The organism is Oceanobacillus sp. FSL K6-0251 (assembly GCF_038004725.1).
Taxonomy (GTDB): domain Bacteria; phylum Bacillota; class Bacilli; order Bacillales; family Amphibacillaceae; genus Oceanobacillus; species Oceanobacillus oncorhynchi.
Genome location: NZ_JBBORS010000001.1, coordinates 3,476,155 through 3,490,265, shown reverse-complemented (window position 1 = coordinate 3,490,265; position 14,111 = coordinate 3,476,155). Strand labels below are relative to the sequence as shown.

General features: G+C 42.6%; 12 protein-coding genes. All 12 read left to right on the top strand.

Translation table 11 applies throughout. The annotated features are described in order from the left end of the window. Nucleotides 1-3 precede the first annotated feature (3 nt). The 12 genes from sufD to cysI all read left to right on the top strand — a co-directional run bounded on the left by sufD (nt 4) and on the right by cysI (nt 13,977). The gene (gene sufD, locus MKY45_RS17350) at nt 4-1,314 is read left to right on the top strand and encodes a Fe-S cluster assembly protein SufD (RefSeq protein ID WP_341173149.1); all 1,311 of its coding nucleotides are present in this window, start codon (nt 4-6) and stop codon (nt 1,312-1,314) included. Further along, nucleotides 1,314-2,537 carry a cysteine desulfurase gene (locus tag MKY45_RS17345; protein WP_212928770.1) on the top strand — a complete coding sequence of 408 codons (1,224 nt, stop codon included), beginning with the start codon at nt 1,314-1,316 and terminating at the stop codon, nt 2,535-2,537. Before sufD ends, MKY45_RS17345 begins: the two co-directional genes overlap by 1 nt. Continuing rightward, a complete protein-coding gene (gene sufU, locus MKY45_RS17340) occupies nt 2,524-2,952 on the top strand; it encodes a Fe-S cluster assembly sulfur transfer protein SufU (RefSeq protein WP_042530566.1) in 429 nt (142 codons plus the stop codon). Before MKY45_RS17345 ends, sufU begins: the two co-directional genes overlap by 14 nt. A 38-nt stretch (nt 2,953-2,990) precedes the next feature. Beyond that, nucleotides 2,991-4,388, top strand: a complete 1,398-nt coding sequence (gene sufB, locus MKY45_RS17335) for a Fe-S cluster assembly protein SufB (RefSeq protein ID WP_193063583.1) — start codon at nt 2,991-2,993, stop codon at nt 4,386-4,388. Between the two features lie 273 nt (nt 4,389-4,661). Beyond that, nucleotides 4,662-5,648: a TraB/GumN family protein gene (locus tag MKY45_RS17330; RefSeq protein WP_193063585.1), complete on the top strand. Its 987-nt coding sequence runs from the start codon at nt 4,662-4,664 to the stop codon at nt 5,646-5,648. A gap of 736 nt (nt 5,649-6,384) precedes the next feature. Next, on the top strand, nt 6,385-6,510 hold the full coding sequence (locus MKY45_RS17325) for a YezD family protein (protein WP_226894844.1): 126 nt from the start codon (nt 6,385-6,387) through the stop codon (nt 6,508-6,510). Between the two features lie 116 nt (nt 6,511-6,626). Further along, nucleotides 6,627-7,340 (top strand): phosphoadenylyl-sulfate reductase, encoded by a 714-nt coding sequence (locus tag MKY45_RS17320; protein ID WP_042530572.1) that lies wholly within the window; start codon nt 6,627-6,629, stop codon nt 7,338-7,340. A 45-nt stretch (nt 7,341-7,385) separates the two neighbouring features. Next, nucleotides 7,386-8,531, top strand: a complete 1,146-nt coding sequence (sat, locus tag MKY45_RS17315; RefSeq protein ID WP_193063588.1) for a sulfate adenylyltransferase — start codon at nt 7,386-7,388, stop codon at nt 8,529-8,531. A gap of 28 nt (nt 8,532-8,559) precedes the next feature. Beyond that, the gene (locus tag MKY45_RS17310; RefSeq protein WP_042530575.1) at nt 8,560-9,636 is read left to right on the top strand and encodes an inorganic phosphate transporter; all 1,077 of its coding nucleotides are present in this window, start codon (nt 8,560-8,562) and stop codon (nt 9,634-9,636) included. A 57-nt stretch (nt 9,637-9,693) separates the two neighbouring features. After that, nucleotides 9,694-10,302, top strand: coding sequence for an adenylyl-sulfate kinase (cysC, locus tag MKY45_RS17305; RefSeq protein ID WP_193063590.1), 609 nt, complete (start codon nt 9,694-9,696; stop codon nt 10,300-10,302). Between the two features lie 82 nt (nt 10,303-10,384). Further along, complete coding sequence (locus MKY45_RS17300) at nt 10,385-12,223, top strand: assimilatory sulfite reductase (NADPH) flavoprotein subunit (RefSeq protein WP_193063592.1); 1,839 nt, start codon at nt 10,385-10,387, stop codon at nt 12,221-12,223. A 20-nt stretch (nt 12,224-12,243) separates the two neighbouring features. Next, nucleotides 12,244-13,977: an assimilatory sulfite reductase (NADPH) hemoprotein subunit gene (gene cysI, locus MKY45_RS17295; protein ID WP_193063594.1), complete on the top strand. Its 1,734-nt coding sequence runs from the start codon at nt 12,244-12,246 to the stop codon at nt 13,975-13,977. The last annotated feature ends 134 nt before the right edge of the window (nt 13,978-14,111 follow it).

Here is a 14,111-nt window from a genome sequence, read left to right as displayed (position 1 = left end):
ATCATGACTGTAGAAACAAAGCTTTCATTCAATCAAGAATATATCCAGGCATTTTCCAAAGAACGAAATGAACTCGGCTGGATGGCTACGCTTCGTTCCAAAGCTTTGGAAATGGCTGATTCGCTAGAAATGCCAAAACCAGATAAAACAAAGATTTCAAACTGGAATTTTACAGATTTCCAGCATTCCTATAAAGAAGCGGCAAAAATCGCTTCTCTTGATGAACTGCCTGAAGAATTAAAAGAATACTTCGATGAAGATGCCAGCATGGAGAATCTATATATTCAGCGTAATCAGACAGCTGCATATAACAGCCTTGCGCAGAAGCTTCAGGATAAAGGGGTTATTTTCACAGATATTTTTACAGCAGTCAGAGAGCACAGCGAGCTGGTTGAAAAATATTATATGAATGATGCAGTTGCTGTTGATCAGAACCGTTTAACAGCGCTTCATGCAGCACTGATGAACGGCGGCGTATTTGTATATGTTCCTAAAAATGTACAGGTGGAAGAACCGCTTCAAGCAATCTTCTGGCAGGAAGATAACAGCAGCGCATTATTGAATCACGTGCTTGTTGTAGCAGAAGAAGGCAGCTCATTAACCTATGTAGAAAACTATATTTCTCATAATGATACAGAAGAAAACGTTGCGAACCTTGTAACGGAAGTATTTGCGCATGATAACGCACAGGTTGCTTACGGTGCAGTAGATAACTTTGCTGCCGGCACAACTACGTATGTGAACCGTCGCGGTGTTGCTAAACGTGATGCAAGAATTGACTGGGCACTTGGACAAATGAACGATGGAAATACGGTTTCTGAAAACATTACCTACCTTATGGAGGATAATTCAGCTTCCGAAGCAAAAGCAGTATCTGTCGGACGCGGAAAGCAGACACAGAACTTCACGTCAAGCATTCGCCAATTCGGAAAAGAAACCGATGCGTATATTTTACAGCGCGGTGTGATGAAGGGTTCTGCCTCTACGATTTTCAATGCTATCGGTAAAATTGAACATGGCGGCACAAAATCGAACTCTGAGCAGGAGTCCCGTGTATTGATGCTGAGTGAAAAATCCCGTGGAGATGCCAATCCAATTCTTCTTATTGATGAGGATGACGTAACAGCAGGTCACGCTGCTTCTGTAGGCCGTGTGGATCCGCTGCAAATGTATTATCTTATGAGCAGAGGGTTAGAGCGTGAAGAAGCAGAACGCCTGGTTATTCATGGTTTCTTGGCTCCTGTGGTAGCTCAAATTCCAATTGAGTCAGTACGTAAGCAATTAACACAAGTGATTGAAAGGAAAGTTTATTAATGGATATCAAGGCCATTAAAGAACAATTTCCAATCCTTCAACAGGAAGTAAATGGACACCCCTTAGTATATTTGGATTCTTCTGCGACGTCGCAAAAGCCGATTCAGGTGATTGAAGCGGTGAATGATTATTATAAGCAAAATAATTCCAACGTTCATCGCGGGGTCCATACCCTCGGGTCAAGAGCAACCGATCAATACGAAGGAGCACGCGAAAAGGTCCGGGAGTTTATCAATGCGGGAAGCACGAAAGAAATTATCTTTAACCGGGGTACCACCGCGGGACTCAACTTGGTAGCATCAAGCTATGCCAGAGATAACGTCGGCCCGGATGATGAAATAGTGATTACGCCAATGGAGCATCATAGTAATTTGATACCGTGGCAGCAGGTTGCTAAAGTAACTGGAGCCCGTCTGGTATATCTGCCATTACAGGAAGACGGCTCGATTTTATTAGACGATGTAAAGAATATAGTGAATGAAAAAACAAAAATCGTTGCGATAACACATGTTTCCAATGTTCTTGGAACGATTAACCCAATAAAAGAAATAGCCGAAATTGCACACCAGCATCAAGCTGTGATGGTTGTGGATGGCGCACAGGGTGCTCCACATATCAACGTGGATGTGCAGGATATCGATTGCGATTTCTATGCTTTCTCAGGGCATAAGATGTGCGGGCCGACCGGCATTGGCGTTCTTTATGGGAAGCAGGAGCTTTTAGAAAACATGGAGCCGATTGAATTTGGCGGAGAGATGATTGATTTTGTAAATCTATACGATTCTACATGGAAGGAGCTGCCTTGGAAATTCGAAGGCGGTACACCTATCATTGCAGGAGCAATTGGACTTGCAGCAGCAATCGACTTTCTTCAAGAAGTCGGTCAAGATGAAATACTAGCTCATGAAACAGAGCTGGCAGCCTACGCACTGGAACAGATGCGCACCATCGATGGTATTCAGCTCTATGGACCGGAGAAACGAGCCGGGCTGGTTACGTTTAATCTGGATGATGTACATCCGCATGATACAGCAACCGTGCTTGATGCAGAAGGAATCGCTGTTCGTGCCGGACATCATTGTGCTCAGCCTTTGATGAAATGGCTGGATGTAACAGCAACAGCCAGAGCGAGTTTCTATCTTTATAATACCAAAGAGGATATTGACCTTTTAGTAGCTGGGCTGTTAAAGACAAAGGAGTATTTTGGGAATGGCTTTGAATAACCTCGATACACTTTATAGACAAGTTATTATGGATCATTATAAAAATCCGCGTAACAAAGGAACCCTGGAGAAAGAATCTGTGACAGTAGATATGAACAATCCGACCTGCGGGGATCGTATTCAATTACAATTAGATGTACAAGATGGCATTGTAAAGGACGCGAAATTCCAGGGAGAAGGCTGTTCGATCAGTATGGCATCCGCATCGATGATGACACAGGCAATCAAGGGAATGGAAGTGGAAGCAGCATTGAAAATGTCAGAAGCCTTCTCTGAAATGATGTTAGGACATGACGTCGATTCAGAGGAGATGGGAGATATTGAAGCACTTCAGGGAGTTTCCAAATTTCCTGCACGGATCAAATGTGCAACACTCGCTTGGAAAGCCATGGAAAAGGGTGTACACAACGAATAAGACAGAGCTTTTAATCTGTCAGAGGGAGGTTATTAACAATGGCAAAAAATATGCCGGAAATGGAAGAGTATAAATATGGATTTCACGATAAAGACGTATCTATTTTCCGTACAGAAAAAGGATTAACGCCAAATATTGTTAAAGAAATTTCGAAAATGAAGGAAGAGCCGCAGTGGATGCTGGATTATCGCTTGAAGGCACTGGAGCATTTCTATAGCCGTCCAATGCCGCAATGGGGCGGAGACCTTACAGGTTTAGACTTCGATGAGATTGTTTATTATGTAAAACCTTCTGAGAAACAAGGCAGAACATGGGATGAAGTGCCTGATGAAATCAAGCAGACGTTTGATAAATTAGGTATCCCGGAGGCAGAACAAAAATATCTTGCCGGTGTATCTGCACAGTATGAATCAGAAGTTGTTTACCACAGCTTGAAAGAAGATCTTCAAGAGCTTGGCATCGTCTTTAAGGACACAGATACAGCACTTAAAGAAAATGAAGAGCTGTTTAAAGAATATTTTGGTAAGGTTATTCCTTACTCAGACAATAAGTTTTCTGCATTAAACTCGGCAGTTTGGTCCGGCGGCTCATTTATCTATGTGCCAAAAGGCGTGGAAGCAACAACGCCATTACAAGCTTACTTCCGTATTAACTCTGAAAATATGGGACAGTTTGAACGTACGCTGATTATTGTAGACGAAGGCGCATCTGTACACTATGTCGAAGGCTGTACAGCACCTGTTTATACAACGAACTCGCTTCACAGTGCTGTTGTTGAGATTATTGTTAAAAAGGATGCCTACTGCCGTTATACAACGATTCAAAACTGGGCAAATAACGTTTATAATCTGGTTACGAAACGTGCGACCTGTGATGCGAATGCAACCATGGAATGGATTGACGGAAACATTGGTTCGAAGTTAACGATGAAATATCCTGCTATCCTGCTCAAAGGAGAAGGCGCACGCGGAAATACGCTTTCTATCGCTTTAGCTGGAAAAGGACAATTACAGGATGCTGGTGCGAAAATGCATCACTTGGCTCCAAATACGTCTTCTACCATTGTTTCGAAGTCTATCTCTAAACAAGGCGGAAAAGTATCTTACCGCGGACTGGTACACTTTGGACGTAAAGCAGACGGAGCTCGTTCCAATATTGAGTGTGATACGCTGATTATGGATAACGAGTCTACTTCAGATACGATTCCGTACAATGAAATTCTAAACGACAACATTTCCTTAGAGCACGAAGCAAAAGTTTCGAAAGTATCTGAGGAACAGCTCTTCTATCTAATGAGCCGCGGCTTATCAGAGGAAGAAGCAACAGAAATGATCGTTATGGGCTTCATTGAACCATTTACAAAAGAACTTCCAATGGAATATGCGGTTGAGATGAATCGATTGATCAGCTTCGAAATGGAAGGTTCTATCGGTTAAGTATGCTAAAAAGATTGAATAAAAAAAGTGGCTTCTGCGGAAGTCACTTTTTTTTGTACATTGATGCGTATGATTTATATGATAAAAAGTATTTTAGTAAACGAGTTTGTACATAAATAATCATTCTTAGTAAATCTTTAGGAGCAATTCTTTGTGAGTAAAATATAGAATTATTTCAAAAGCTTTCCAAATACTCAAGTTATTCTGTTAGAATGAACGTATTGTATTTTTTATAAATAAAAATGATGAGGCAGACTAAGGAGGAAAATGGGAATGAAAAAACTTTTATTAGCATTATTCACGCTTCTGCTTGCTGGTATGCTTACGGCATGCAGCGGGGATGAGGACGCGTCTGAAACAGAAAATCCTGCAGAGGAGCCGGCAACAGAAGAGGATGAGGCTGGTGCTGATGAAGCAGAGAAAGAAGAAGCAGAGAGCGGTGAAGGAAAAGGCGGTTTCTTATGGAAGGTAGAATCCGGTGATACCGAAATGTACTTACAAGGAACCATCCATTTAGGAACGGATGACTTTTATCCATTAGATCCAGCGATTGAAGAAGCGTTTGACAGTGCGGATGTGGTACTGCCAGAATTTAATCTGCTGGAGGAAATGCCAGCTCAGGAAGAGGTCTTAGAGTATGCCATGCTGGAAGAGGGGACAACATTGGAAGATGAACTTTCCGATGAGACATATGAAGAGCTTGCTTCTATTTTTGAAGAGAATGGATTAGATTTGGAAACAATGAATGAATTTCAGCCATGGTTCGTAGAGATGATGCTGCTTGAATTTACAACCATGTCCAGCGACGTTGATTCACAAGAAGCTGTTGATTTATACTTCCTTGAAAAAGCAACAGAGGATGAGAAGGAAATTATTTCATTAGAAAGTGCAGAGGAACAATTTGAAGTGCTGAGCGGTTATTCGATGGAAACGCAAATACAGACATTGGAACTAGCGATTGATGGCTATGAAGAGGCTCCAGAAGAGATGGAGGAGCTTGCTGAAGCTTGGCTTGAAGGAGACATTGAAGCGATGGAAACGATGTCTGATGACTATGGAGAAGCTGGAATCAATGCGGAGTATATGGAAGAATTAAATGATAACCGGAATATTGACATGGCAAATAGCCTGGATGATATTTTACAGGAGGATAGCGGTCAGGTGTATTTTGTTTTCGTAGGCACAGCACACTTTACCGTAGAACCAAGTATTATCACAGAGCTTGAAGACAAAGGCTATGAAGTGGAGCATGTGTATTAAGGAAAATTTGTCAGCTTAAAGTAAATTAACTTTTTAGGCACGAAATAGTGGCTTGGAGCGAAACCATTCGCAGTGTGAGCCATTATTTCGTGTTTTTTATTAAAATATAATAACTGAAAAAGTGTCTTTTTTGAAAATAAATCATATCATTAAGATAAGAATACTTTTTTTATGAAGTTTGATAGTATAATAAGTAATTAATCAAAAAGAATTGAAGCTCATATAAAGTTTTTTAAAGAGTAAGAAATAAAATGTTAAGGATAGCCGCTCCAACGGGTTTCATGGGGTGAGTAATCTTAGGTCCCAGAAATACACTAAGCTTTCGGTGGGCCCCGAGCTCAGCATTCTTTAAAGAAGACTTGCTGATTGGCAAGCCGACAGGCGCAGACAGAGCTAAAGTCACGCTTATTTCCTGCGGGGTTCTTCCCACAGGGGCTGGGACTGCGGTTACTCGCCCCACCCAAAACCATTGCGATTACTCGCCCCATCGAAAAACGTCGCAGCGGACATCTCTTTGGCAAGGGCACCGATGTTTTAAAGACAAAGTGATTTTCCTGGTTTTTTAACAGAAAATCAAAGCAATTTTCATTACATTTAAAAATTTTTAAATGAGTGATTGACAAAAGGCAGAAATATGGATAGAATACTAATAAATCTTATCAAATTACAGGGAATTGAACTTCCTCAAGCAACGAAAAATAATTAGGGGGAAGATAACATGTCAAAAGAGCATGAAATGGATGATTTTTATGTGAAGTTGAAGGAATTATTAAATGACTTGAATTATGGCACCATAACGATTGTGGTTCAAGATGGAAAGGTAATCCAATTAGAGAAAAATGAAAAAGTAAGATTAAAGTAAACACGAAAAAACACTGCTGACTAGACAACTAGAGGCGGCGTTCTGTTCAGAAGAAAATCTGGAGGAGCGGCGTCTTTTTTAATGGTCAAGTATTATCTGAGAAAGAAGGTTTATGCATGCAATTAACCTATCAAAAAGCTGCGGCAGAGGATTATGAATCTCTGAATCAAAAGCTTAAAAAGAAAGACAGCCTGGAGATATTGAAATGGGCATATCAGACCTATGGTGATGAGCTTGTCTACGCCTGCAGCTTTGGGGCGGAAGGTATTGTTTTGATTGATATGATCCATAAGGTAAAAAAAGATGCTGTCATCGTTTTTCTGGATACCGATTTTCATTTTAAAGAAACCTACGAACTCATTGATCGAGTAAAAGAACGGTATCCGAGTTTACGGATTGAAATGACGAAACCGGAGCTGACACCGGAGGAGCAGGCGGAAGTTCATGGTCCTGAGCTATGGAAGGTGAATCCTGATTTATGCTGCAGCATTCGTAAGCTGATTCCTTTGGAGCAGCAATTAAATCAATACACTGCCTGGATATCCGGCTTACGGCGGGAACAATCCCCGACAAGAGCTAATACGGAATTTGTTAATCAAGACAGACGGTTTCAATCGATTAAAATTTGTCCTTTGATTCATTGGACAGAAGAAGAAATCTGGATGTATATCCGTCTGCATCAGCTGCCTTATAATGAGCTTCATGATAAAAATTACCCGAGCATTGGCTGTGAACATTGTACAAAAGCGGTGTTGGCAGGGGAAGACGCAAGAAGCGGCAGATGGGCAGACACAAACAAAACAGAATGCGGCTTACATCTGGATAAATAAGCAATCTAGCCAGGATGAAATTGAATATTATTGGAGGTAAACGTTATGACAACCATTGCTCCACATGGAGGAACATTGATTCAACAGTATGAGCCAGACTATGATACACAGGGAATCACACAGGAAATAGAGCTGGATTCCTTTGCTCTTTCCGATTTAGAGCTGATTGGTATTGGGGGATTCAGCCCGTTAACAGGTTTTATGGGAAAAGCAGATTACGAATCGGTAGTCAGCGATATGCGTCTAGCAGATGGAACGGTTTGGAGTATACCAATCACATTGCCAATTTCAGAGACAGCAGCAAACACATTGGAAATCGGAACACGCGCTAAGTTAACTTTTAACAACGAAGTGTATGGTGTCATCGATATTACCGAGGTGTATGAACCAAATAAATGGAAAGAGGCAAAACAGGTATACCGGACGGATGATCAGGCGCATCCAGGTGTGAAGAAGCTGTTTGAACGTCCTGATTATTATGCAGCTGGTCCAATTACATTAACCAAGCGGCTACAGCGTGATCGTTTTCAAGCCTATTATCTCGATCCAAAAGAAACCAGAGCGCATTTTGAAAAACAAGGCTGGAAAAAGGTAGTCGGCTTTCAAACGAGGAATCCGGTTCACCGGGCTCATGAATATATTCAGAAATCAGCACTCGAAATTGTGGATGGGTTATTCTTAAACCCATTGGTAGGAGATACGAAAGCAGATGATATTCCGGCAGATGTCAGAATGGAAAGCTATGAAGTGCTATTGTCCAAATATTATCCGCGAAACCGGGTATTTCTCGCTGTATTTCCAGCAGCGATGCGTTATGCCGGGCCAAGAGAAGCGATTTTTCATGCATTAGTCCGAAAAAATTATGGCTGTACCCATTTTATTGTCGGGCGCGACCATGCAGGGGTAGGCGACTATTATGGAACCTATGATGCGCAGGTTATCTTCCAGCAATTTTCAGAAGAAGATCTCGAGATTACGCCATTATTTTTTGAGCATAGCTTTTATTGCAAAGCATGCGGGAATATGGCATCGACGAAAACATGTCCTCATGACAAAGAAAGCCATGTGATCTTGTCTGGAACAAAGGTACGAGAGATGTTGACCAATGGAATTACTCCACCTCCTGAATTCAGCCGGAAAGAGGTTGTCGAGGTGCTTATCCGGGGGATGCAGCAGCAAGCAAGTGTGTAAGTAAGAAAGAGAGAGGTGTTTTAGAATTATGCTGGTTGCTGTTGCTTTTATAATTGCTTTATTTTTTGCGATGAACATTGGAGCCAGCGGAACGGCTGCTTCGATGGGGCCGGCTTATGGGAGCGGTGCTATCCCCAAGAAAAGAACGGCAATGATCCTGGTTAGTATTTTTGCTTTATTGGGCGCCTTATCTGGAGGCGAGGTTGTCCGCACGATTGGAAATGGAATCATTTCCCCAGGGGTCCTTGATGTAGAAATTGTCATTATTATTTTAGCGGCAGCTTGTCTGACTTTATTCTTTGCCAACGTATTAGGAATTCCGCTATCTACGAGTGAAGTGGTTGTCGGTGCAATTATTGGAGCAGGTATCGCTTATCAGGCACTTTTATTCGATCAGTTGATTATCATCATTGCATTTTGGCTGATTACTCCTATTACCGCTTTTTTGCTTGGATTGGTGTTAGGGAAATGGATACGCTATGCGGAAAATCGCTGGAAGGAGCTTACAGAGCTTGGTAAATGGAAAAAACCACTGGCTTTTTTGCTCATCGCGGCCGGCTGTATCGAGGCATATGCTGCTGGAATGAATAATGTAGCTAATGCTGTCGGCCCGTTAGTTGGTGTCGGGCTGCTTGATGTGACTATGGCAGTATTGCTTGGCGGACTTTTCGTATCTCTTGGAGCAGTGTTACTGGGAGGCCGCGTGTTAGAAACAAATGGGAAAAAAATTACGCGGCTGTCCTTGCTGCAGGGGAGTGCTGTTTCTTTGACGGGAGGCAGTCTGGTGATAACGGCATCCATTTTTGGCTTGCCGGTGCCGCTGACACAAATAACAACCTCTGCCATCGTTGGCGTTGGAACAGCAGACAAAGGATTTCAAATGTGGCAGCAGAGCATTGTGAAACAAATTATTAAAGTCTGGGTTGTTTCACCGGTTATTTCATTAGTACTGTCGTACGGTCTTATTCTTTTATTTAAAACAACGGATTATTATACGCTTTTCGTAATCCTTTCCGTTTTTATTGCCACAGCAGGTGTCTACAGTCTTTATTTGTCTACAAGAGCAGAGCGTCGTTCCACGTATGACGAAGGCGGAGGCATTTAATGCGTTAAACCTTAGTAAATACATCAGAATGAACAGTTATAGAAGGATGGTGTTTATTTGAAACAAGAAACAAAACATATCGTTTGGCATGATACTGCTGTACAGAAACAAGAACGGCAGCAGAGAAATCAGCATAAAAGCTGTATTTTATGGTTTACCGGACTTTCCGGAGCAGGGAAGTCAACACTAGCTAATGCATTGGAGCATCGTTTATTTGAGCAAGGTTTAAACAGCTATGTGCTGGATGGCGATAATGTCCGGCACGGCCTGAATAAAGGACTTGGCTTCGGTGAAGAAGATCGAAAGGAAAATATCCGCCGAATCGGCGAGGTGGCGAAGCTGTTTGTAGATGCAGGGTTGATTGTCTGCACAGCATTTATTTCTCCATTTGCAGAGGATCGAAATCGGGTGAGAGCGCTGGTTCAAGAGGATGAATTTGTGGAAATTTATGTACGGTGCTCCTTAGAAGCCTGTGAAGACCGCGATCCGAAAGGGTTGTATAAAAAAGCACGTACAGGAGAAATCAGTAATTTTACCGGTATCAGTTCTCCTTATGAGGAACCGCTGCAGCCGGAATTGGTTGTTGATTCCGACCAGCATTCTATTGAAGCATGCGTTGATCAGATGATTGCATTCTTACGAGAAAGAAATTATTTGCCAGATTAATAGGTTCGCATAACACATTAAGAAGATATTTAATTTGAACACATCCTTTAAATTTAAAATTAATTTTGAGAGGTAGATAGCGTTGCAATTTCAAGTGAATAATAGTCCATTTAATCAAGAGCAGGTTGAGCTGCTCAATCGTCTATTTCCAACATTGACGGAAACTCAACAAATATGGCTTGGCGGTTATCTTTCTGCTTTACAAAATGCCGGCGCCGCCCCGGCTGCACCTGTCGCAGAAGCAGTCACAGCGCAATTGCCAACCGCTGCTGTAACAGAAGCTTCCCCGGTAGAGGTGACGGTTCTTTTCGGGTCACAGACAGGGAATTGTCAAGGATTGGCAACAGAGGTGTCAGGAAAGCTAAAAGAAAAAGGAATGAAGGTTACCCTTGCCTCTATGGCTGATTTTAAACCCAATAAACTGAAAAACCTTCAAAACCTGCTGGTTGTAATCAGTACACAGGGAGAAGGAGATCCGCCGGATACAGCGCTTCAATTTCATGAATTTCTCCACGGACGCCGGGCTCCAAAGCTGGAGGACTTGAATTATTCCGTATTGGCGCTCGGAGACAGCTCTTATGACCTTTTCTGTGAAACTGGCAGACAGTTTGATGAGAGATTGGCAGAATTGGGAGGAAATCGAATTATCGACCGTGTGGATTGTGATTTGGATTATGATGAAGCGGCTGAGGAATGGCTGGAAAATGTATTAAATAAGCTGTCTGAGTCACAGGAAACGGCTCAGGCTCCGACAATAGCTGAAGCAGCTGCTGCCGTAGAAACACAAGCTTCCGCATTTTCAAGAACGAATCCATTTGAAGCAGAAATCTTTGAAAGTCTGAATATAAATGGGCGCGGCTCGAATAAAGAAACCTATCATATGGAATTGTCGCTGGAAGGGTCGAACCTGGAGTATGAGCCAGGAGACAGCATTGGAATTTATCCTGAAAACGATCCGGTCATTGTCGAAGAGCTTATCAAAGAAACAGGGTGGGCTCCGAATGAGCTGATTCCAGTGAATAAAAAAGGGGATGAAGTTCCTCTGCAAGAAGCATTGCAAAAAAATTATGAAATCACTGTACTGACAAAGCCATTGCTGAAAAAAATAGCGGAATTCACACAAATTCCGGAATTACAGCAATTACTGGAGCAGGGGAACGAAGAAGCGGTAACAGAATATATATACGGACGTGATTTATTAGATTTGATTCGTGATTATCAGATAAAGGATCTTCCGGCAAAGGAATTTATTGCGCTGTTACGAAAAATGCCACCGAGACTATATTCTGTAGCAAGCAGCTACAAAGCAAATCCGGAGGAGGTTCATTTGACGGTTGGAGCAGTACGTTACCAAACTTATGGCAGAGAGCGGAGCGGCGTTTGCTCTGTGCAATGCGCAGATCGAAAAGAGCCGGGGCAGACCCTTTCCGTTTATGTTCATAAAAACCCGAATTTCAAGCTGCCGGCTGATCCGGATAAACCAATTATCATGATTGGCCCGGGAACTGGAATCGCCCCATTCCGCTCCTTCGTAGAAGAACGTGAAATAATGGAAGCAAACGGAAAGTCATGGCTGTTCTTTGGAGACCAGCATTTTGTTACCGATTTTCTTTATCAGACAGATTGGCAGCGCTGGTTGAAGAGCGGCGTTTTATCTAAAGTAGATGTGGCTTTTTCGCGGGATAAAGCAGAAAAAGTCTATGTACAGCATCGTATGCTGGAGCAAAGCAAGGAGCTTTATGAATGGCTGAAAGAAGGCGCAGTCGTCTACGTATGCGGTGATGAGAAAAACATGGCAAGTGATGTCCACGATACGCTAGTGACTATCCTGGAACGGGAAGGAAATCTCAGTACAGAAGATGCGCAGCATTATTTAATGGAGATGCAGCAGGAGAAACGCTACCAGCGGGATGTCTATTAGTAAGTAAAGGAGAATCAGAAATGTCAGATAGTAAAACAGTTCATAAACCGGTCCATATTCAGGATGGACCGCCAAGCGATGTAGAAAGAATCAAAAAAGAGAGTAATTATTTACGCGGGACATTGGAAGAAACGCTGAGTGATCCGTTAAGTGCAGGTATCCCGGATGACGATAACCGGTTAATGAAATTCCATGGAAGCTATTTACAGGATGACCGGGATCTGCGTACCGAACGGCAGCGGCAGAAGCTTGAGCCTGCCTATCAATTTATGGTGCGGGTCCGTGTACCCGGAGGAGTTGCTACACCGGAGCAATGGCTGGTTATTGATGAATTGGCTAACACCTACGGGAATCAGACGATTAAATTGACTACCAGACAGGCGTTTCAGATGCATGGCATTTTAAAGTGGAATATGAAAGCAAGTATCAAAGGGATTAATGATGCTTTGATGGATACCCTTGCAGCCTGCGGAGACGTTAACAGGAATGTTATGTGTAATCCTAACCCGGATCAATCGGAGGTGCATGCAGAAGTCCACGAGTGGTCAAAAGTATTGAGTGACTATTTATCTCCGCGCACAAATGCGTACCATGAAATTTGGCTTGATGGGGATAAGGTGGTTGATTCTAAAGAAACTGATGAAGTAGAGCCAATGTATGGAACGGTTTATCTGCCAAGAAAGTTTAAGATTGGAATTGCAGTTCCGCCATCCAATGATGTAGATATCTTTTCGCAGGATTTAGGTTTTATTGCTGTTCTGGAGGATGGACAGCTTCAAGGATTCAATGTATCGGTTGGCGGCGGTATGGGCATGACACATGGCGATACCAATACGTATCCGCAGCTGGGAAGAGTGATTGGTTTCTGTAAGCCGGACCAAATCACGGATGTTGCTGAAAAAATCATTACCATCCAGCGGGATTATGGAAACCGTTCCGAACGAAAATACGCACGTTTTAAATATACGATTGATGCCAGAGGGATTGATTGGCTTAAAAATGAGCTGACGGAACGTTTAGGCTGGCAGCTGGACGAAGCACACGACTTTCATTTTGACCATAACGGCGACCGCTATGGCTGGGTGAAAGGGACGAAGAATCGCTGGAATTTTACGCTTTTTATTCAAAATGGACGTATTCAGGATAAAGAAGACTATCAGCTGATGACGGGACTGCGGGAAATTGCCAAAATTCATACCGGAGATTTCCGTTTAACGGCAAACCAAAACCTGGTAATCGGAAATGTCACCAGTCAGAAGAAAAAGGAAATCATCGCACTTATCGAGCAGTATGGACTGTCAGATGGAAAGGAGCAATCTGCATTACGCCGTAATTCCATGGCTTGTGTTGCTTTTCCGACCTGCGGCTTGGCGATGGCTGAATCAGAGCGTTATCTGCCTTCCTTGATTGAGAAACTGGAAACACTGCTGGAAGAAGAAGGGCTACGTGATGAAGAAATTGTCATTCGGATGTCTGGCTGCCCGAACGGATGCTCACGAGCAGCATTAGGAGAAATTGGCTTTATTGGGAAAGCCCCAGGAAAATATAATATGTATCTAGGAGCAGGATTTGCCGGACAGCGTTTAAGCAAGATTTACCGGGAAAGCATTGGAGAAAAAGAAATTTTAGAAACGCTGCAGCCGATTATTCGGCATTATGCAAAGGAACGTCTGGATGGCGAACACTTCGGTGATTTTGTAGTTCGAAAAGAGTATGTGAAGGCTGTTACTTCTGGAGTAAACTTTCATGATTAAACGTTTTAAGGTTGAAAACTTTAAAGAAGAGACAGGGCTGCGGTTATCGCCCTGCTCTTCTTTAACTTTAAGAAAAGCAGGGCTATTGACTTGAAAAGCCGATTTGATACGAAAAAGCTTAGAAATGGATGAAA

What these genes read in the sequence shown, in the direction of transcription:
- MKY45_RS17330 (WP_193063585.1), top strand. Translation starts at nt 4,662, where the DNA reads ATGAAAAAACTTTTATTAGCATTATTCACGCTTCTGCTTGCTGGTATG.
- sat (WP_193063588.1), top strand. Translation starts at nt 7,386, where the DNA reads ATGACAACCATTGCTCCACATGGAGGAACATTGATTCAACAGTATGAG.
- cysI (WP_193063594.1), top strand. Translation starts at nt 12,244, where the DNA reads ATGTCAGATAGTAAAACAGTTCATAAACCGGTCCATATTCAGGATGGA.
- MKY45_RS17310 (WP_042530575.1), top strand. Translation starts at nt 8,560, where the DNA reads ATGCTGGTTGCTGTTGCTTTTATAATTGCTTTATTTTTTGCGATGAAC.
- sufD (WP_341173149.1), top strand. Translation starts at nt 4, where the DNA reads ATGACTGTAGAAACAAAGCTTTCATTCAATCAAGAATATATCCAGGCA.
- MKY45_RS17345 (WP_212928770.1), top strand. Translation starts at nt 1,314, where the DNA reads ATGGATATCAAGGCCATTAAAGAACAATTTCCAATCCTTCAACAGGAA.
- MKY45_RS17325 (WP_226894844.1), top strand. Translation starts at nt 6,385, where the DNA reads ATGGATGATTTTTATGTGAAGTTGAAGGAATTATTAAATGACTTGAAT.
- sufB (WP_193063583.1), top strand. Translation starts at nt 2,991, where the DNA reads ATGGCAAAAAATATGCCGGAAATGGAAGAGTATAAATATGGATTTCAC.
- MKY45_RS17320 (WP_042530572.1), top strand. Translation starts at nt 6,627, where the DNA reads ATGCAATTAACCTATCAAAAAGCTGCGGCAGAGGATTATGAATCTCTG.
- sufU (WP_042530566.1), top strand. Translation starts at nt 2,524, where the DNA reads ATGGCTTTGAATAACCTCGATACACTTTATAGACAAGTTATTATGGAT.